General features: G+C 69.7%; 12 protein-coding genes and 1 tRNA gene. 2 read left to right on the forward strand and 11 right to left on the reverse strand.

The window, feature by feature from the left end:
• Positions 1 to 47: 47 nt before the first annotated feature.
• From ACZ7L6_RS10505 to ACZ7L6_RS10545, 9 genes are all read right to left on the reverse strand, one after another.
• Entirely contained in the window at positions 48 to 1,184 is a 1,137-nt protein-coding gene (locus tag ACZ7L6_RS10505; protein ID WP_471922002.1) for an LCP family protein, read from the reverse strand.
• Positions 1,185 to 1,392: 208 nt separating this feature from the next.
• The gene (locus tag ACZ7L6_RS10510; protein WP_471923353.1) at positions 1,393 to 3,189 is read right to left on the reverse strand and encodes a trypsin-like serine protease; all 1,797 of its coding nucleotides are present in this window, start codon (positions 3,187 to 3,189) and stop codon (positions 1,393 to 1,395) included.
• 252 nt (positions 3,190 to 3,441) lie between these two features.
• Positions 3,442 to 5,457 carry a transcription termination factor Rho gene (gene rho, locus ACZ7L6_RS10515; RefSeq protein ID WP_471922006.1) on the reverse strand — a complete coding sequence of 672 codons (2,016 nt, stop codon included), beginning with the start codon at positions 5,455 to 5,457 and terminating at the stop codon, positions 3,442 to 3,444.
• Positions 5,458 to 5,867: 410 nt separating this feature from the next.
• On the reverse strand, positions 5,868 to 6,797 hold the full coding sequence (gene thrB / locus ACZ7L6_RS10520) for a homoserine kinase (RefSeq protein WP_471922009.1): 930 nt from the start codon (positions 6,795 to 6,797) through the stop codon (positions 5,868 to 5,870).
• A gap of 360 nt (positions 6,798 to 7,157) precedes the next feature.
• On the reverse strand, positions 7,158 to 8,216 hold the full coding sequence (gene thrC / locus ACZ7L6_RS10525; RefSeq protein ID WP_433047728.1) for a threonine synthase: 1,059 nt from the start codon (positions 8,214 to 8,216) through the stop codon (positions 7,158 to 7,160).
• Positions 8,217 to 8,222: 6 nt separating this feature from the next.
• On the reverse strand, positions 8,223 to 9,512 hold the full coding sequence (locus ACZ7L6_RS10530) for a homoserine dehydrogenase (protein WP_471923355.1): 1,290 nt from the start codon (positions 9,510 to 9,512) through the stop codon (positions 8,223 to 8,225).
• A gap of 151 nt (positions 9,513 to 9,663) precedes the next feature.
• Complete coding sequence (lysA, locus tag ACZ7L6_RS10535) at positions 9,664 to 11,055, reverse strand: diaminopimelate decarboxylase (RefSeq protein WP_471922014.1); 1,392 nt, start codon at positions 11,053 to 11,055, stop codon at positions 9,664 to 9,666.
• 20 nt (positions 11,056 to 11,075) lie between these two features.
• Positions 11,076 to 12,149, reverse strand: a complete 1,074-nt coding sequence (nrtL, locus tag ACZ7L6_RS10540; protein ID WP_471922017.1) for an ArgS-related anticodon-binding protein NrtL — start codon at positions 12,147 to 12,149, stop codon at positions 11,076 to 11,078.
• 538 nt (positions 12,150 to 12,687) lie between these two features.
• Positions 12,688 to 13,206 (reverse strand): response regulator, encoded by a 519-nt coding sequence (locus ACZ7L6_RS10545; RefSeq protein WP_471923357.1) that lies wholly within the window; start codon positions 13,204 to 13,206, stop codon positions 12,688 to 12,690.
• A gap of 194 nt (positions 13,207 to 13,400) precedes the next feature.
• On the opposite strand from ACZ7L6_RS10545, the gene ACZ7L6_RS10550 reads away from it, so the two are divergent.
• Positions 13,401 to 13,472, forward strand: a tRNA-Arg gene (locus ACZ7L6_RS10550).
• A 561-nt stretch (positions 13,473 to 14,033) separates the two neighbouring features.
• Here ACZ7L6_RS10550 and ACZ7L6_RS10555 read toward each other — a convergent pair.
• Positions 14,034 to 15,710, reverse strand: coding sequence for an SWIM zinc finger family protein (locus tag ACZ7L6_RS10555; protein ID WP_471922019.1), 1,677 nt, complete (start codon positions 15,708 to 15,710; stop codon positions 14,034 to 14,036).
• Between the two features lie 474 nt (positions 15,711 to 16,184).
• On the opposite strand from ACZ7L6_RS10555, the gene ACZ7L6_RS10560 reads away from it, so the two are divergent.
• A complete protein-coding gene (locus ACZ7L6_RS10560) occupies positions 16,185 to 17,702 on the forward strand; it encodes an AAA family ATPase (RefSeq protein WP_471922021.1) in 1,518 nt (505 codons plus the stop codon).
• Between the two features lie 658 nt (positions 17,703 to 18,360).
• On the opposite strand, the gene ACZ7L6_RS10565 is transcribed toward ACZ7L6_RS10560, so the two are convergent.
• Positions 18,361 to 19,392, reverse strand: a complete 1,032-nt coding sequence (locus ACZ7L6_RS10565) for a hypothetical protein (RefSeq protein ID WP_471922023.1) — start codon at positions 19,390 to 19,392, stop codon at positions 18,361 to 18,363.
• Positions 19,393 to 19,627 lie beyond the last annotated feature (235 nt).

Here is a 19,627-nt window from a genome sequence, read left to right on the forward strand (position 1 = left end):
TGTCGCGCCCACGCGGCGGAGCCGCATATCGATACAGCCCCGCGCCCCTAGGTGGCGTTCACGACACCCTTGGCATCGCCCGTCGCGGTGCCTTCTGTTGCCGACTTCGGGATCGCCTTGTCGTTCTTCAAGGCATCCCACACCAGCTGGGCCTTCGCCTTCTCCACCAGCACCCGGTTCTGGTCCGCCGGGTCGTACTGGACCGGCATCGTGATCATGGTCATGTTCTTGGAGCTGATGCCCTTCAGGCCGCTGGCGAAGGACATGAGCTTGTTGACCGTGCCGAGGTCGGAGTCGGTGGTGACGGCGTTGGTCGCGGTGTCGGCGAGGTCGTAGAGCTTCTTCGGGTTGCCGAAGAGGTTGATGTCCTTGACCTGGTTGATCAGCGCCTTGATGAAGGCCTGCTGGAGCTGGATGCGGCCGAGGTCGGAGCCGTCGCCGACGCCGTGGCGGGTGCGGACCAGGCCGAGGGCCTGCTTGCCGGTGAGGTCGTGGGTGCCGGCCTTGAGGTTGAGGTGGCTCTCGGGGTCGTTGATGTCCTGGGTGGTCTTGACCGTGACACCGCCGAGCTCGTCGATGAGCTTCTGGAAGCCGGAGAAGTCGACCTCGAGGTAGTGGTCCATGCGGATGCCGGTGAGGGACTCGACGGTCTTCACCGTGCAGGCGGCACCGCCCGTGGAGTACGCCTCGTTGAACATCTTGCCGGACACGGCGTCGTGGGTGTCGCCGTTGGTGTCGGTGCACTCGGGGCGGTCGACGAGGGTGTCGCGCGGGATGGAGACCACGCTGGCCTTCTTGTGCCCCTCGTAGACGTGCACGATCATCGCCGTGTCCGAGCGGGCGCTGCCGTCGTCGGTGCCGCCGCCGAGCTTCTTGTTGCTGCCGGAGCGGGTGTCGGAGCCGAGGACGAGGATGTTCTCCGAGCCGTTGTCGACCTTCTCCGGCCGGTCGGTGCCGAGGGCCTGGTCGATGTCGACGCTCTTGATGTTGCCGTTGAGCTTGAAGTAGAGGTAGCCGGCTCCGGTGCCGCCCAGGACCACGATGCCCGCGGCCGTCCAGGCCATGATCAACATGCCCTTGCGCTTGTCGCGGGGCTTGCGGCGGCGGCCCTTGGCGCGGTGGCGCGGGCCGGCGGTGCCGGTCCCACCCGGTATGCCGGGCTCCGGCGTGCTCTCGGCGGACACTGTGCTCCTCGGTTCTCGTCCGGTCGGTTACCCCCTGCTTTCACGGTCAGGCCTGGTCGATTACGACCCGTACCGCACCATCGTCACCCCGTCCGGTCAGACGGGGAAACCCGGGAAAGGGTTGCACAACGGACGGTGCCCACCGCCTGGGGGCGATGGGCACCGTGCGTAGTCGGTGAAATCGGGTGTACCCCGCTCACCTGCTGTTTCAGCCGAAGATGTCGTACTGGTTGTAATCGGTGCCGACGGACTTCGGTGTGGCAAAGATCTCGCTGGTGGCCTTTCCGGTGCCCGGGTACAGGTAGAGCGTGCCGGAGGAGTTGCGGGCCAGGAAGTCGGCCTTGCCGTCGCCGGTGACGTCACCGACGGCGTCGAAGCCGGTGTAGCTCGCCCAGGTGCGGACCTTGATACGGGTGGAGAAGGCTCCCGTGCCGGCCTTGCCGGTGCCCTTGTACAGGTAGATGTAGCCGCCTGTCTTGCTGCGGGCGATCAGGTCGGTCTTGCCGTCGCCGGTGAAGTCGCCGTGGCCGCGCAGGGAGTTGTACTGGTTCCAGCCGGAGCCGACCTTCACGCGGGTCCCGAACGTGCCGTTGCCGTTGCCCGGGTAGATCCACAGGTAGCCGGCGGAGTCGACCGAGAGCAGGTCGGGCTTGTAGTCGCCGGTGACATCACCGGGGACGACGATGCGGGTGCGGCTCGCCCAGTTGTCGGCGATCTGCTTGGTGGCCCAGCAACCGGACGGGCAGCTGCTGCTGGACTGCACGAAGTGGGCCCAGAACACATCGCCGTCGGAGCTGCGCCGGAACAGCAGGTCCTGGTAGCCGTCCCGGTCCAGGTCGGTCTGCAGGACGAGGTTGACGCCGCTCCAGTCGTCCCACGACTCGCGCGCGGCGAACGAGGTGCCGTTGGAGTCCTTCGAGTAGCCGGTCTTCGTGGAGGCGTTGCGCAGCCACAGGTCGGCCCGGTGGTCACCGCTGATGTTGGTGTCGTCGACGCGCGGGTAGGCGGCGCCGACGTACGTGCTGACCTTGGAGAAGACGCTGTAGGCGCCCTCGGCGACGCAGTCCTGCACACCCCAGGACACGACACCGACGATCCGGCCGTTCACGACGAGCGGCCCGCCGGAGTCACCGTTGCAGGCGGAGGTGGTGCCGTCGTCGCTGCCGCTCGCCGGGTTGCCCGCGCAGACCATGTGGCCCTTGATGAACTCGGTGCCGTAGTAGCCGGTGCAGGTGGTGTCGGACTGGATGGGCAGCGTGGCCGTCTTCAGCGTCTGCGAGATGTCCTGGTTGGTGGAGCTGGTACGGCCCCACCCGTAGACCTTGGCGCTCGTCCCGGCGGCGTACGAGGCGGTGTCGCCGGACGTCGTCATGCGGATCGGCGTCGCCTTGACCGCGTTGGCCAGCGTGATGACGGCGATGTCGTTGTCGATCGTCGTCGCGTTGTACGACGGGTGGTTCCACTGCCGGTGCGGCAGGGTGACCGTGCCGCCGTGCAGGTCGGTGTTGCCGGCGTCGTCGGTGGTGGGCAGCTGGGCGGTGCCGGTGACGACGGCGCCGTAGTTGTACCAGTCGTAACCCTTGACGCAGTGCGCGGCGGTGAGGATCTTCGTCGGCGCGACGACGGCGCCTCCGCAGAAGAACCCGATGTCGTCGGCCTCGTCGGTGGTGCCCTGGTCGTCGTAGTACCAGAGCTGCGCCATCCAGGGCGCCGAGGTGATGGTGGTCTCGGTGCCACCGATGACCATGGGGCTCACCGGGGAGTCCCCGGAGGAGCTGCTGGTGCTCGCGCTGTACGACGACTTCTGGGCCGTCTCCCCCGCGGTGTCGTCACCCTCGACGGCACCCGCGACGCGCCGCTCCAGCTCGGCGAGCGAGGCCGAACTGGTGGCAGGCTTCACGGTCGGCTTCGGCAGCGCGGTGGCGGCCCCCGCGGACGAGGTCAGCAGCGCGGCGGCAACGGCCGCGGCGACGCCGGCGGCGGCAACGGGCAGCCCGAAACGAATCCGGCGTCTGTGACGACCGCTGCCGGACGTGGTGGTGGTCAAGAAAGTCCCCCCAGAGGCACAGGAGTAGGAAGGGGCGCACGAATACACCCGTCCCTATCAGCGCCAAAAGGCCGCCCTACGTCACTGAATGACGTAGGGCGGCCTCAACGCGCCCCAAGGGGCGCGGGGCTGTATTCAATTCTCCGCCGCGTGGGCGCAATCAGCCGCGAACTACCCGCAGCCGACAACCAGCCGACAGCTCAACGGCGATTAGTCACCATTCCCGGGCGTCGGCGTCGTCTTCTGAATCTGCATCAGGAACTCGACGTTCGACTTGGTCTGCTTCATCTTGTCGAGCAGCAGCTCGATCGCCTGCTGCTGGTCGAGCGCGTGCAGCACCCGGCGCAGCTTCCAGACGACCGCGAGCTCCTCGTTGCCGAGCAGGATCTCTTCCTTACGGGTACCGGACGCGTCCACGTCCACCGCCGGGAAGATGCGCTTGTCGGCGAGCTTCCGGTCGAGCTTGAGCTCCATGTTGCCGGTGCCCTTGAACTCCTCGAAGATCACCTCGTCCATGCGGGACCCGGTGTCCACCAGCGCGGTGGCGAGGATGGTCAGCGAGCCGCCGTCCTCGATGTTGCGGGCCGCACCGAAGAAGCGCTTCGGCGGGTACAGCGCGGTCGAGTCGACACCACCGGACAGGATGCGGCCGGAGGCCGGGGCGGCCAGGTTGTACGCACGGCCCAGACGCGTGATGGAGTCCAGCAGGACGACCACGTCGTGCCCGAGCTCGACGAGCCGCTTGGCGCGCTCGATGGCGAGCTCGGCGACCGTCGTGTGGTCCTCGGCCGGGCGGTCGAAGGTCGAGGAGATGACCTCGCCCTTGACCGACCGCTGCATGTCGGTGACCTCTTCCGGACGCTCGTCGACAAGGACGACCATCAGGTGGCACTCGGGGTTGTTGTGCGTGATCGCGTTGGCGATCGCCTGCATGATCATGGTCTTGCCGGTCTTCGGCGGGGCCACGATCAGACCGCGCTGGCCCTTACCGATGGGCGACACGAGGTCGATGATGCGGGTGGTCAGCACGCCCGGGTCGGTCTCCAGACGGAGCCGGTCCTGCGGGTACAGCGGGGTGAGCTTGTTGAACTCCGGGCGGCCGCGGCCGTGTTCGGGCGCCATGCCGTTGACGGAGTCCAGACGCACCAGCGCGTTGAACTTCTCACGCCGCTCGCCTTCCTTGGGCTGACGGACCGCGCCCGTGATGTGGTCGCCCTTGCGCAGGCCGTTCTTGCGGACCTGGGCGAGGGAGACGTACACGTCGTTCGGCCCGGGCAGGTAGCCCGACGTACGGATGAAGGCGTAGTTGTCGAGGATGTCCAGGATGCCCGCGACGGGGATCAGGACGTCGTCCTCGGCGATCTGCGGCTCGGAGGCGATGTCGTCACGGCCGCGACGGCCACGGCGGTCGCGGTAACGCCCGCGACGGCCACGGCGGCCGCCCTCGAAGTCGTCGTCGTCCTGCTGCTGGCGGTCACGGTCCTGACGGCTGCCGCCCTGCTGCTGACCCTGCTGCTGGCCGCGCTGGCCGCCCTGCTGGTCGTCACCCTTGCGGCGGTCGCCACGGTCGCCACGGTCACCGCGGTCGCCGCGGTCACGGTCCCGGCCGCGCTCGCGACGGTCACGACGGCGGCCCTCGCCGCCCTCACCGGCTTCGCCCTTGGCGTCGCCCTGCTGGGCCTGCGACTGCGCGGGCGTCTCGGCCTTCGGCTCGCTCTTGGCCTCGGCGGCGACCGTCTCGGGGGCGGCCGCGGGGGCGCCCGCCTCGGCGGAGGCGCGGCGACGGCGGCGCTCGGCCGGCGCGTCGTCGGAGGCCGGCTGGCCGGGGATCTCGATCTGCTGCTGGGCCACGGCCTTCTCGGCGGGGGCCTCAGCCGCCTTCTCCGCCTTCTTGTCGGCGGCGGCCTCGTCGCCCGTACGGGCCCGGGAGGTGGCGCGGCGCTTCGGCTTGGTCTCGGTGGCGGCGTCGGCCTTCGCGGCCGGGGCACCTCCACCCGCCTGCGCCTCCTTGATGACCTCGATCAGCTGGCTCTTGCGCATACGCGCGGTGCCCCTGATTCCGAGGCCCGAGGCGACCTGCTGCAGCTCGGCCAGCACCATGCCCTCGAGGCCGGTACCGCGGCGCCGCCGGGAGCCGGCACCGGTGGCAGGCGCGGAGGCGTCCGTGGCGGGCGCGGCAGCGGTCTCCTCGACACGTGCGCCCATCAGATCGGTGGTGTCGCTCACGAAGGGTCCTTCCCTGGAGCGGACGTCGGCCTGTCTGGCTCGGCGACCGGTTGTGCTGTCCGACTTCGGTCCCTGGTGTGTGGACCGTGCCGGGGCGGTGGTCCGCCAATGCGGCGGAGGAATATCTGGTGATGGCGCTTCCCAGAGCCGTGGCACTCAGTGTCTGTGTCACTCGGCTCGGTCGCGCCGGTTCCGGAGCGTGCCCGGCAAGTCGCTCAGTGCCCGCGTACGAGGTACTGCCCGCGTACGTCGTACGAAACACAGTGCGGCTTGGGAGGCTCCCGGAAGAATGTCTGTCCCGGACGGGGACACGAAGCACCTCGCCATGGTGGGGTCGGGTGCAGACTTGAGGTTAACACTACCGGATCCAACAAACATTCCCCCTCTCGAAATCCGGCAACCGTGCGCTTTTAAATGTCACCGGAGGGCGCAAGCGGGAGCACGCTCGCTCCCTGGGCGTCGAGATCGAGCCGGTTCGCGGCCCACCCTTCGCCTGCCAGATGGGCCACCTTGTCGGCGCTTTCCTCGTCGGCCAGTGCCAGCACCGTGGGGCCCGCGCCGGAGATGACTGCCGGGACCCCGTCGGCCCGCAGCCGCTCCACGAGCGCCGCGCTCTCGGGCATCGCCGGTGCGCGGTACTCCTGGTGGAGACGGTCCTCGGTGGCGGGCAGCAGCAGCTCGGGACGCCTGGTCAGGGCCTCGACGAGCAGGGCGGCACGGCCCGCGTTGGTGGCGGCGTCGACATGCGGCACGGTGCGCGGGAGCAGGCCGCGCGCGGTCTCGGTGAGGACCGGCTTTCCGGGCACGAAAACCACCGGAACGATGGAATCGGCGGGATCCATCCTGATCGCGCGGGCGGCGCCGCCCTCCATCCAGGAGAGGGTGAATCCGCCGAGCAGACAGGCCGCCACGTTGTCGGGATGGCCCTCGATCTCGGTGGCGAGCTCCAGGAGGGCCGCGTCGTCGAGCCTGGCCTCGCCGCCTATGGTCACGGCGCGCGCGGCGACGATGCCGGCGCAGATGGCGGCCGAGGAGGAGCCCAGGCCCCGGCCGTGCGGGATGCGGTTGGCGCAGACGATCTCCAGGCCGCGCGGCTGGCCGCCCAGCAGATCGAAGGCGGTGCGCAGGGACCGTACGAGAAGGTGCTTTTCGTCACGCGGCAGCGTCTCGCTGCCCTCACCCGCGATGTCGATGTGCAGCCCGGAGTCGGCCACCCGAACGACGACGTCGTCGTAGAGCCCCAGCGACAGGCCGAGGGCGTCGAAGCCCGGGCCGAGGTTGGCGCTGGTGGCGGGGACGCGCACCCGGACGGCGGCGGCGCGGAAGGCTGGACCGGCCATCGCTCGATGACTCTCCTTGAGCTGCGTGATTGTCGAAGACATTCGATGACGTACGAGGAACCCTGGGTTCCGCCTGACGGCCGGAGGGACCGGCCGCTTCCGGGCCACGGAGACGGCGCGGCACCGAGCCCCATGCGGAGGCATATGCGGCGGGCGGGTTCAGTACAGCCTATCGAAGGTAGGTTCTGTGGCGACATAGGGCGCACAGGAGGCGCACGATGCGTGTCGTAAGCCCCCTGTGCACCCCCCGTAGGGAAGTTCCCCAGGTAAGCGCCGTCTTACTCGCGTACGCGAGCCCCGTACGACGGGGTGTGGCACCGCTACGCGGCGTGCGGCGCCCCGGCGGCGGGGTGTGGGCCCCTACGCCAGCCCGAGCCGCTCGGCCGCCGTCGCCGCGTCGACCGGGACGGTGACGGGCTGCGGGGCGCCTGCGACGGCCCAGTCGGGGTCCTTGAGGCCGTTGCCGGTGACGGTGCACACGATCCGCTGGCCCGGGTCGACCTTGCCCTGCTCGGCCGCCTTCAGCAGACCGGCCACGGACGCGGCGGACGCGGGCTCCACGAAGACGCCCTCCTGCGCGGCCAACAGCCGGTAGGCGCGCAGGATTTCACGGTCCGTCACCTCGTCGATGAACCCGCCGGACTCGTCCCGCGCGGCAAGCGCGTACTGCCACGAGGCCGGGTTGCCGATGCGGATGGCGGTGGCGATGGTCGACGGGTCCTTGACGACCTCGCCGCGCACGATGGGCGCGGAGCCGGAGGCCTGGAAACCCCACATCCGCGGGGTCTGCTTCGAGACACCGTCGGCGGCGTACTCCTTGTAGCCCTTCCAGTACGCGGTGATGTTGCCTGCGTTGCCGACCGGCAGGACGTGGATGTCGGGGGCGTCGCCCAGCATGTCCACGATCTCGAAGGCGGCCGTCTTCTGGCCCTCGATACGCACCGGATTGACCGAATTGACCAGCGCCACGGGGTAGTTGTCGCTCAGGTCACGGGCGAGCGTGAGGCAGTCGTCGAAGTTGCCGTCGACCTGGAGGATCTTCGCGCCGTGCACGAGCGCCTGGCCCATCTTGCCGAGCGCGATCTTTCCCTGCGGGACGAGAACGGCCGAAACCATGCCCGCGCGCACGGCGTAGGCGGCGGCGGAGGCGGAGGTGTTGCCGGTGGAGGCGCAGATGACGGCCTTCGCGCCCTCCTCCTTGGCCTTGCTGATGGCCATGGTCATGCCGCGGTCCTTGAAGGACCCGGTGGGGTTGGCGCCTTCCACCTTGAGGTGGACCTCGCAGCCCGTGCGCTCGGAGAGCACCTGCGCGGGCACGAGGGGCGTGCCGCCCTCACGGAGCGTCACGACCGGCGTGGTGTCGGAGACGGGCAGCCGGTCCCGGTACTCCTCGATGATTCCGCGCCACTGGTGGGTCATTGCTGGTTACTCTCCTTCAACCCGCATGATGCTGGCGACACCCCGCACGGTGTCGAGCTTGCGCAACGCCTCGACGGTCCCGCCGAGGGCCGCGTCGGACGCACGGTGGGTGACGACGACGAGGGAGGCCTCGCCGTCCTTGCCCTGCTGGCGCACCGTATCGATCGAGACTCCGTGCTCCGCGAACACGGTCGCCACCTGGGCGAGAACACCCGGTTTGTCGGCGACGTCGAGGCTGATGTGGTAGCGCGTGACGACCTCGCCCATGGGCGAGACGGGCAGGGCGGCGTACGCCGACTCGCCGGGCCCCGTTGCCCCGCTGAGCCGGTTGCGGCAGACGGCGACGAGGTCGCCGAGCACGGCGGACGCGGTCGGGGAACCGCCCGCGCCGGGGCCGTAGAACATGAGCTGCCCGGAGGCGTCGGACTCCACGAACACGGCGTTGTACGCGCCGCGCACGGAGGCGAGCGGGTGGGTCAGCGGAATCATGGCGGGATGCACGCGCGCGGTGACGGAGGCCCCGTCCTCGGCCCGCTCGCAGATGGCGAGCAGCTTGATGGTGCAGCCCATCTCCTTCGCGGAGGCGAAGTCGGCCGCGGTCACCTCGGTCATGCCCTCGCGGTAGACGTCGTCGAGGCGCACGCGCGTGTGGAAGGCGATACCGGCGAGGATGGCGGCCTTGGCGGCGGCGTCGAACCCTTCGACGTCTGCGGTCGGGTCGGCTTCCGCGTAGCCCAGGGCGGTGGCCTCGTCGAGGGCCTCCTGATAACCCGCCCCCGTGGAGTCCATCTTGTCGAGGATGAAGTTGGTCGTCCCGTTGACGATGCCGAGCACCCGGTTGACCTTGTCGCCGGCGAGGGACTCGCGCAGCGGGCGGATCAGCGGGATGGCGCCGGCGACGGCGGCCTCGTAGTAGAGGTCCTTATCGTTCGCTTCCGCGGCGGCGTGAAGGGCGGCGCCGTCCTGGGCGAGGAGTGCCTTGTTGGCCGACACGACGGAGGCGCCGTGCTCGAAGGCGGTGGTGATGAGGGCGCGGGCGGGCTCGATGCCGCCGATGACCTCCACCACGACGTCGATGTCGCCGCGTTTGACGAGGGCGGTGGCGTCGGTGGTGATGAGTGCGGGGTCGATGCCCTCACGGACCTTGGACGGCCGCCGTACGGCCACCCCCGCGAGCTCCACGGGAGCGCCGATCCTTGCGGCGAGGTCGTCGGCGTGCGTCGTCATGATGCGCGCCACCTCTGAGCCGACCACTCCACAGCCCAGCAGCGCCACCTTCAGCGGACGCGTACGCATCATGCGACCTCGTTTCCTCATACCGTCTACGGTTGCACCAGTCTCACTCACCGGACGGGAGTTTCTGCCCTTCGTCCGGATCGTGAGACATCTATTTCATTTGTACGGGGGTGGAAGACAGGAGATCTTCCGCCCCCGGCTCTCTTCGGAACTACCCGACGTCGAGACGCAGGAGGTCCTCCTCCGTCTCCCGGCGGACGATCACCCGGGCCTCCCCGTCGTTCACGGCGACGACGGGCGGCCGGAGCACATGGTTGTAGTTGCTGGCCATGGACCGGCAGTAGGCACCCGTGGCCGGTACGGCGATGAGGTCCCCCGGTGCCAGGTCGGCGGGCAGGAACGCGTCCTTCACGACGATGTCGCCGCTCTCGCAGTGCTTGCCGACGACGCGCGCGAGCATGGGCGCGGCGTCGCTCGTCCGGGACACGAGGGCGACGCTGTACTCCGCGTCGTAGAGCGCCGTACGGATGTTGTCGGACATGCCGCCGTCGACGGAGACGTACGTCCGCAGCCCGTCGAGCGGCTTGATGGTGCCGACCTCGTAGAGCGTGAAGGCGGTCGGCCCGACGATGGCCCGCCCGGGCTCGACGGAGATCCGCGGAGTCCGCAGCTTGGCGGCCTCGCACTCACGCGTGACGATCTCGGTCAGCGCCTTGGCGATCTCGTGCGGCTCACGGGGATCGTCGTCACTGGTGTACGCGATGCCGAGCCCACCCCCGAGGTCGATCTCGGGCAGCTCGACGCCGTGCTCGTCACGGATGTCCTTGAGCAGCCCCACCACCCGGTGGGCGGCGACCTCGAACCCGGACATGTCGAAGATCTGCGACCCGATGTGGGAGTGGATCCCGATGAGCTCCAGCCCGTCGAGCTTCAGCGCACGCCGTACGGCCTCGGCGGCCTGCCCGCCGGCAAGCGGGATACCGAACTTCTGGTCCTCGTGGGCGGTGGCGATGAACTCGTGCGTGTGGGCTTCCACGCCAACGGTGATACGGATCTGCACGCGCTGCCGCCTGCCCAGGGACTGCGCAATGTGAGCTACGCGCACGATCTCCTGGAAGGAGTCGAGGACGATCCGCCCGACGCCGGCGTCGACGGCCCGGGTGATCTCGTCGACGGACTTGTTGTTGCCGTGGAAGGCGATGCGGTCGGCGGGCATACCGGCGGAGAGGGCGGTGGCGAGCTCGCCACCGGAGCACACGTCGAGATTGAGCCCCTCTTCGTGCAGCCACCGCACGACGGCGCGGGACAGGAACGCCTTGCCGGCGTAGAAGACGTCGGCGTCGGTCCCGAACGCGCTGCGCCAGGCGCGGGCCCGGGCGCGGAAGTCGGTCTCGTCGAGGATGTAGGCGGGGGTGCCGTGCTGCTCGGCGAGCGTCTTCACATCGATACCGCCGACGGTGACGACACCGTCGGTGTTCCGGCCGACGGTCTGGGCCCACACCTTGGGGTCGAGGTCGTTGAGGTCGGCGGGCGGGGCCGAGTAGTGGCCCTCGGGGAGGACGTCGGCGTGACGGGGCCCGGCGGGGTGTGCGGAACGGCTCATCGGTCTTCTCTTCGGCTCTCTCAGAGGTGGTCGGGTGCGTCGATGCCGAGCAGGGACAGGCCACCGGCCAGCACCGTCCCGGCGGCTTCGGCAAGGGCGAGCCGGGCACGGTGGGCGGCCGAGGGTTTCTCCGCACCGCGTGGGAGAACGGCGGGCAGGAGGGGCAGGACGGCATCGGCGACGCTGACGAGGTGCCGGGCGAGACGGTCGGGGGCGCGGTCGGCTGCGGCCTGCGCGAGGACTCGCGGGTGGTCGGCGAGCAGGGCGGTGACTTCGTGTCGCACGTCGTGTCGAACGTCGTGTCGTACGTCCCCGGCTTCCGCGGCGAAGCCCAGGTCGGCGGCGTTACGGCTGAGGGCCCGGGTGCGGGCGTGCGCGTAACGGACGCGGAAGAGAGGGTTGCTCTCGCGCTGGACGAGGTGCTCGTCGGTGATACGGGGCCGGTCGTGGGCGGCGGGGTGGAGAAGGGCCCAGCGGGCGGCGTCGCGGCCGAGAGGGAGGGGGTCGACGGGGGCGGGGACCGGACGCACGGTGTAGTGGGGCAGGGCGGGCCGCTTCCCCTTGGACTGCGTGGGCTGCGCCTCGACACGCAGGCCCAGGATGTCGACCCACTCCGGCGCCGGCGGGGCCTCACAGCGGGTGTGGACGTAGGCCCCCTGTGACCGCAGGATCCGCGCGAGGGCGTCCATCACGACGACGGCCCGTACCTCCGCTGGACAGGCCAGCGGCACGAGGTCCCCGGAGGGACCCCGGGCGTGCCCGTACCGGGGGCCGCGCCGCAGGATCTCCTCGACGAGGGCGGCGGTGGCGGTGTCACCGAGGCTGATGTTGAGGAAGCCGGGCCCCGTGATGACGACATCGGCGACGCCGTCGGTGCCGAGCAGGTGGGCCTGGAGAATCCCGGCGACGTCGCGCGACGGCCGTCCGGCCGGGCGGGCGAGCTGGAGGGCGACGTTGGTGGCGTAGTCCCCACAGCCACCGGGCCCGGGAGCGCTGACGACGACACGCTCCGGCACGGCGACGCACAGCTCCCCCTCGTCGACAGCACGACGCACCGCGCGCAGCACGGTACGGGAGAGCTCGACGGGGGTCACGGGACAAGCGTATGGGAGGAGGGGGGTGGGTATGCGAACGGGTTTGGCGGGGTCCCGCGATGTGGACGGCGTGGGCGGTTGACGGTCGCGGGGGTGGTGTCGAGTGCGGCGGAGGGGTGGGTTGCGGAGCTGGGGGGTGGGCGGGGTGTCACCGGGGGCGTCCGGATTGAGGCTGGGTGCTGCCTGGCTTTCGCTCGTTGTCCTCTGAGTGCGACCGGGGTGTTTGGTTGGGCGTTGCCGGGACCTTGGCTGGGCGTCAGCGGAGGGTCCGCCTCAGTGCCGGCCGCGGGAGTCACCAAGGTGTCGGTCGTTGGCAGGCATGGGCGCCGGCCGCGGGAATCACCGAGGTGTCAGTCGCTGGCGAGCCTGGGTGCCGACTGCAGGAATCACCGAGGTGTCAGTCGCTGGCGAGCCTGGGTGCCGACTGCGGGAATCACCGAGGTGTCAGTCGCTGGCGAGCCTGGGTGCCGGCCGCGTAAGTCACCGGGGTGTCTGCCGTCGGCACGTCTGGGTGCCGGCCATGGAAGCCACGGTCGTGTCAGCCGCCGGTGCGCCCGGCGGCCTCTTCGGCCCCGACGACGCTCCCGAGAACGGCCTGGCCGTCGCCCCGACCATCGCCCCGGCTGTCACCCTCCCGGTCGCGGTCTCTGCCCAGTTCCCCACTCCGCGCCAGGGCCCTTTCGCTCGCCCTCTCGCCACTCCTCTTCCCCTCGAGCAACCGCCGTACGAGGCCGACGAGTTCGGCGGGTTCGAAGGGCTTGGCGAGGAAGGCGTCGACGCCGACGTCGAGGCCGCTGTCGATCTCGTACTGGGTGCAGGCGCTGACGATGGCGAGGGGAAGATCGCGGGTACGGGGGTCGGAGCGCAGCCGGGCGGCAGTGCGGAGCCCGTCCAGCCGGGGCATGACCACATCCAGGGTGATCACATCGGGCCGCACCTGATGAACGACATCCAGACACTCGGCACCATCGGCTGCGGTCACGACCTCAAGCCCCTCGAGCTCGAGATTGACCCTGATCAGCTGCCGGATGACCTTGTTGTCGTCCACAACAAGCACCCGGCCCGACGCGCCTGGCACAACTCGAGAGTAGGTCCGGACCGGCCACCGCGTCCGGGTTTTCCCCACTTCCACCCCCTGCGGGCGAGCCACCCCAGGTAGCACCCGGTGCCACCACCCGGAAACCCGTTCATGAACACCCCACCGAAGCTGGTAGGGTTCTACCCGTCGCCGCCGAGCAAGGCGCCCGACACGCCCCCGTAGCTCAGGGGATAGAGCAACGGCCTCCGGAGCCGTGTGCGCAGGTTCGAATCCTGCCGGGGGCACCCATACGATTTGCTTTGCCGCAGGTCAGGGTGCCCAGGCCCGTTTCCTTCAGCAGGAGACGGGCCTTTGCGATATATGTCGCGATGCTTCCTTCTCGGACACTGGCCGACAGCTGTCCGCGCAAACTTGCAGGTCGGCCGCCCGATATGGCGCTCGCCGCATTGGACGTGAGGTTTGCGCAGGTGTGGGCCCTCTCCGACACCCAGAACCTGGGAACGGAACGTGCTACGACGTGCCTGTGCGGCTCGGTTCTTCCTCGACTCCCTGATGGAGCCCTTGCTGTTCAGCGAGGCACTCAAGGACGTCCAGGATCGCTGCTGCCTGACGCCGTCCCAGCTCCTCCCCTTCGGGCCCATCCACAACGACGTACTCGATGACGACCTTGGGCGGTTCTCTCCGGCTCACTCTTCGTACTCTGCACTGTGCGATGCCCGCTCGCGTGAGTTGGAAGAGTCGCGGCGCTTCGGGAATGTGTTTGACGCCGACAGGACGGTGGACGGTCTGCGACCACATACGGCGGTTTGCCGATCTGGCGGGAGGGGTGCGAGACACCGTCCGGCTCACAGGCCATGTTCGTCCATCAGGCGCATCAGGTTCCGTTTGCGTTTCTGGGCGGTGCGCAGATTGGTGACGTACCGGGCGAACTCGTCCTCGGTGCCCAGGCGGCGATGGCAGTCGCGGATGCTGAGCAGCAGGCCGACGAGCTGCTCGTAGACCGTGTTGCCGGTCTGCCTGGTCAGCGGCTCAGCCAGGCGCAGGTAGACGCCGAGTGCGTCGGCGGGACGGGTGGCCCGCGCCTGGTCGGCAAGGGTGAGCCACTGCCGGTCATGGGCGCCGCTCCGGGTAGCGGCCTGCCAGGCGGCGTCGACGTCCTTGTCGTCGAGCAAAGCATCGACCAGGACGGGGCCGCCGTACCAGCTCTGTTGCCGCCGCTCCGCGTCAGCGCGCAGGAGGGCGAGGGCTCCCTCGCGCTCGGCGGGCCAGCTGTCCGCGGTCGTCGCGGCGGCGCGCAGCTGCTGGTACGCGAGCAGCGAGCGGCGGGCACCGAAGTGGTCGCGGCGCATGGCGACAGCGTCGGCGCTCCGGCCCGCCTGCGCATAGCGGTCGCAGAGACAGTCGACCAGGGCAGTGTCTACCGCGGAGAGTTCCCGGGCGTCCCGGATACCGCGTTCAGCCCAGTTCAGGGCCTCGTCGGAACGCCCGGCGGCATCCAGCTCGCGGGCGACGACCAGGTGCGTATGGCCGTTCGGTGCGAGATCGGCCGCGTGCACGGCGATCACCGCGTCGACGTTTCCCCCGGCCTTGGCCAGACGCTCCATCAGGTACTTCTCCGCCCAGCCGCGACGGTTGCGCCGCCACGCCTCGACAGCCCGTGTTCGAAGGACGACCATGCCTTCTTCGCCGAGGACATCGTCGTAATCGAGCGGATCGATGTCCGTCAGGCCGTCGTCGATGTCGCCGAGCGCATGGCCGACCAGCCAACGGGCGAGCTCCTCGGGGTCGGGGCGTGCCGCGCGGCACGCGTCGAGGTGGGCGTCGGCGAGGTCTGCGCCGATCTGCCCGAGCCGGCCGTCGGAGTCGTCGACGCTCTCCACCGCCTCAGCCAGCAGCCGCATCGCCTCCCGTGCCAGGGTGATCGCGTCGGTGGCCCGACCCGAGCCGGTCAGCGCGCCGATCGCGGACAGCGCCTGCCCAGCCTGGTCGGCGTAGGAACGGGCATCGGCGTGCTCGACATAGCCATGCCGCGCGAAGGGGCCGATGTCGAGCAGATCGCGGATACGGGACCGGACCGCGGCAAGGTCCCCGCGGGCGCTCGCGGCCCGCAGTTCCAGGCGGTGCCGCAACTGCCGGTCCTCGTCGATCCGTTCCCGCAGCAGGGCGATCAACTCGTCCTTGGACAGGGCGGACAGCCACGTGTCGAGGTCCTGCGCGCGCTCCCGGGCCGCCTTCCGCTGTCGCGGCAGGCCCTCCCGCTGGGCAAGCGCGGTCAGACCGAGGGCGACCAGGTGCTTGCAGAAGTTGCCCTCCAGGCCGTACGGGCAGTCGCATGCGCCGGACAGCCCGCCGGGCCCGTCCAGGGTCAGCTCCACCTCGTACCGCTCCGTCCCGTAGACACTCGCGGTGATCCAGCCGTCCCCCACCTCGACCCCTGACACCGCGTCGAGATACCCGAGGGCGCGTTCGAAGGAACGGGCGCCGGCCAGCGTCTTGAGGTTCGCCTCAGTGAGGCCGCGCATGATTCTCTTCCGCCCTGCTGTGATGGTGACGCCGATGCTCCGCCAGCCTAGGGGGCCGAAGCTTGCAAGCCGACGGCTTCGGTGGGTTTGACCCTCAACTCGCCCAATGCCAGGGGTGGTCAGCCGGTCACTCTCCCTCCCCCGGGCCTCGTGGAGTTCACGGCCCTCGGCTGCCCGCCCCGAGTACGGCGGCTGACCCGAGGCTCTGGCTCTCGCAGCCCACCAGCTCCGTCAGGCGCCCGGCCTGCCGGACGCACCGAGGCTGCCGCTGCACCTCGTCGGCCTCGTGCAGGCAGATGGCGGTGCAGTCCTGGTTCGGCGGCTCCGGGCCGGAGCCCGCCAGGAGCCGCGACCTTCTCAGCGAGAAGCAATCCGTGTGTGACCCACCGCAGCATTACGCTCACAGCCACCACGTAGGTAAGGTGTGGCTATACGGATTTCGTTAAGGTTGACCTGAACATTGGTGGAGAAGGCATGCCTGGACAGCTTGGCAAGCCGGAGCGGCTGCTGGACCGTGATCACGAGTGGGCACTGCTGAACGACTTCCTCGACGACCCAGCCGCCGAGCTGCGGCTGGCCATCGTCTCGGGGCGGCGGCGGAACGGGAAGTCGTTCCTGCTGGAGGCGCTCACGGAGGCGGTGGGCGGGCTGTACCTTACTGCCGTGCAGGAGGAGGGCCGGGTGCCCGCACTGCACCGGTTCACCGAGGCGATCGCCGCACACGCAGGGGTGCGGCCCGGGGCGATGCGGCTGGACGACTGGCGGGATGTGCTCACCGCCGCGCTGGAGGTGGTGAACCGGGCCTCAGGGGCGCCGCTGATCGTCATCGACGAGCTGCCGTATCTGATGCAGCACTCCCCGGAGATCCCCGGGTTCCTGCAACTGCTGTACGACCAGTCGCAGTCCGGCAAGGCACCCGGCGGCCGGATCGTCCTGTGCGGCTCGGCGATGAGCGTGATGTCCGAGCTGCTGTCCGGCACCAAGCCACTGCGCGGCCGAGCCGTGCTGGACCTGCGCCTGCCGGCCTTCGACTACCGCACCGCCCGCACCCACTGGGGGATCGAGGATCCAGCGGTGGCACTGCAGGTCGACACCGTGCTGGGCGGCGCCCCCGGCTACCGGCCGCTGGCCGCAGGGCCCGCGCCGCAGAGCGAGACGGAGTTCGGCCCCTGGGTGGAGCGCACCCTGCTGGACCCGGGGCGGGCCCTGTACTCGCGGGTGGAGGCGGAATTCCTGCTGCGCGAGGACCCGCGGATCACCCACCGCACGCTGTACTACGACGTACTGTCCGCCGTAGCCCGGGGCGCCTCGACCCCAGCGAAGGTCGGCTCCATGCTGGAGCGTTCCCGCTCCGCCATGGTCGCCCCCCTGGAGGTGCTCGAATCCACCGGCTACCTCCGCAAGGAACAGGACCTGCTCAAGGCCCGGCACCCGGTCATCAGCGTGGCGGATCCAGTGATCCGCTTCAACCAGCTGATCACGCTGCCCATGGTGGACCTGGTGGAACGGCGACGCGGAGCCCAGGTGTGGCAGTCGTCCCGGCCGACATACCACTCGAAGATCCTCGGCCCGCACTTCGAGGAGACCGCGCGCGAATGGGCCCGCTCCTTCGCCATCGACGAGACAGAGCTGTCGCTCGGTGCGGTGGGCACGGCGGAGATCGCCGACCCGGCCGCCCGGACCAAGCACGAGGTCGACCTGCTCGCCCTGGCCCCCGGTGAACGCCCGCAAAGCCCCCGGGCGTCCATCACCCTGATCGGCGAGGCCAAGGCCACCGTCCAGCCCCGCGGGCTGAAGGACCTCGAGCGCCTCGAACACGTCCGTACCCTCCTCGCCGACCAGGGACATCGACCCGATGACGCGGTCCTGGCGCTGTTCTCCCTGCACGGCTTCCATCCCGACGTCATCGAAGCCGCCGGGCGGCGCCGTGATGTCCTCCTGGTCGACGTCGGAGCGCTGTACGGCGAGGGACCCATTCGCGGCCTGGTATGACCTGATCCGGCCCGCCGCATGGGAGGACGTCGCGCTGCACACAACCTGGTCCCCGCCCGCGGCCTGCTCGCCCACCCTCCCCCGGCCCGACCCGCGGCAGCGGCGGTCGGGCAGTTCGCGGCCGTAGGTGTCCGGTCGCTGCCGGTGTGCCCGCTGAGCATTTCCGTCCAGCCGGACGGGGCGACGGCCCGTAGCCATACCGCACGACGGGGTTCCCTCAATGATGTCACCGCGCCCATGGCAGCAGCACGCCGACAGCGCCGCCGAGCGCGAGAAGGATGGGAGTCGCGCACTCGCCCGGTACTCCGGCCCGAGTGAACGCGGCCGCAAGAACGGCCAAGAGGGCGAAGGCGCCGAAGGCATGCCAGACGATCCGCCTCCGCGCCCCTTGGCCTGACGCGGCCACTGCACCGGAGCTGACCTCAGCGGAGTCTCGGCGCACCTGATCCTGTAATACGGCTACACGTGGCCAGCGTGCGGGTGCGTGCATCTCCCGTGAGGACACTCACCTCCGGTGTCTGCCAACCAGTGCGGGTCGTTGGAGCTTGTCGCGCAGTTCCCCGCGCCCCTCAGGGCCCTCGGATTCCTGCGGAGCCCTCAATGCCTACGGCGCAGTAAGAATGCATCACAGGCGCAGGTGCCTGGTTCTCTTGCCTCGTCATGGCGCCACGGCCGAGACAATGTATTCGCGGACCCCGGCAGGAGCAGGGCCCCGAGCGATGCGTCCAGTCACCCGATCCCTCCCGGCCGGGAGGATACGTCGACCGCGCTGCGCCCGAGTCCGCACCTGGACGTCTTCGAAACCGGCTGTCCGCATGAGCTCCGCTACTGCGGAGGCCAGTTCGAACACCTTGCCCGAGCGCACGCTGTTCGCGACGGCGTACGTGGCCGAGCCGCCGGGAGCCAATACGCGCCGCGCTTCCTCAAGATGGCGGAACAATCCGTCGGCGTATGCGCGCACGGCACGCCCTTGCGCAGTCGACTCATGCCCGTACCGCTCGTACCAGGCGGGTAGCACCGCACCGGGCAGGTTCAGCGGTCCTTCGGCCGGCGGATGACCGTAGCGTTCACCAAGTTGTCGGTCACGTGGCTGGGGCCATCCAAACGCAAGGTAGGAAAGCCGTTGCGCTCCGAAGTAGTCACAGGTTGTCAGGTACGGCGGACTGGTGACGATCGCATCGACGCTGTGATCGGCGAGGGGCAACCGCCGTGCATCCGCCAGAAGATGCGTCGCGCGCGAACGGCACACGGGGCCACTGAACCGAAATGCGGCCTGTTCGGCAGCACAGTCCGCGGTGATCCGCCGACCATAGCGGAGCAGTATCCGGTCGATAGGCGGAGGTGTCCGCACCGGATCACGCGTCGGTTTGACCGAGCCGATCAGCCAGTGCGAAGCGGGGCGTAGTGCCTGGGAGACCGCAACGGTCAAGTAGGTCCGCAGGGGCCCTTCGTCGAGTTGCTGGATCTTCTCCAGCCAGGCAGCAGCCCGCTCGGCGTTCGGTTCGCCGAGCCACTCCACGAGTTCGGGCGGCAAGTCATGGTCCGCACGAGGCGTAAGCCGTGCGAGCCGTATCAACTCGGCGGCAGCCTCGTCGAGATCGTCCGGTGGTCTGGTACGGAGCTGCGCAACGGTCACGCCCAGCTTGCCGATCTCCAGGCCCATGGCTTCGATGCCGAGCTGAAGTGACACAGCACCAACCGTCCCGGTGCCGGCAAAGGGATCCAGGACTCGCCGCACAGGGCGGTGTGCCCTGGCGAGGCCCTCTTCGATCACCGTGACCGCGACCTCGGCCGCGAATCGGCCTGGATAGCGATGAAACCAACCCAGAGTGATCTCCCCCGGGTCGTGGCTCTGTGGCCGAGGACGCCACGGGACGGCACGTGGAGCGTGGCCGGGTTGATGTCCGACAGACCATCGCCAGGCG

The organism is Streptomyces sp. NPDC107522 (assembly GCF_055657525.1).

Bases quoted from the DNA above. Each gene is read 5' to 3' on its own strand.
- thrB (WP_471922009.1), bottom strand. From the start codon at position 6,797: ATGGCCGGTCCAGCCTTCCGCGCCGCCGCCGTCCGGGTGCGCGTCCCC.
- thrC (WP_433047728.1), bottom strand. From the start codon at position 8,216: ATGACCCACCAGTGGCGCGGAATCATCGAGGAGTACCGGGACCGGCTG.
- ACZ7L6_RS10530 (WP_471923355.1), bottom strand. From the start codon at position 9,512: ATGCGTACGCGTCCGCTGAAGGTGGCGCTGCTGGGCTGTGGAGTGGTC.
- lysA (WP_471922014.1), bottom strand. From the start codon at position 11,055: ATGAGCCGTTCCGCACACCCCGCCGGGCCCCGTCACGCCGACGTCCTC.
- ACZ7L6_RS10555 (WP_471922019.1), bottom strand. From the start codon at position 15,710: ATGCGCGGCCTCACTGAGGCGAACCTCAAGACGCTGGCCGGCGCCCGT.
- ACZ7L6_RS10560 (WP_471922021.1), top strand. From the start codon at position 16,185: ATGCCTGGACAGCTTGGCAAGCCGGAGCGGCTGCTGGACCGTGATCAC.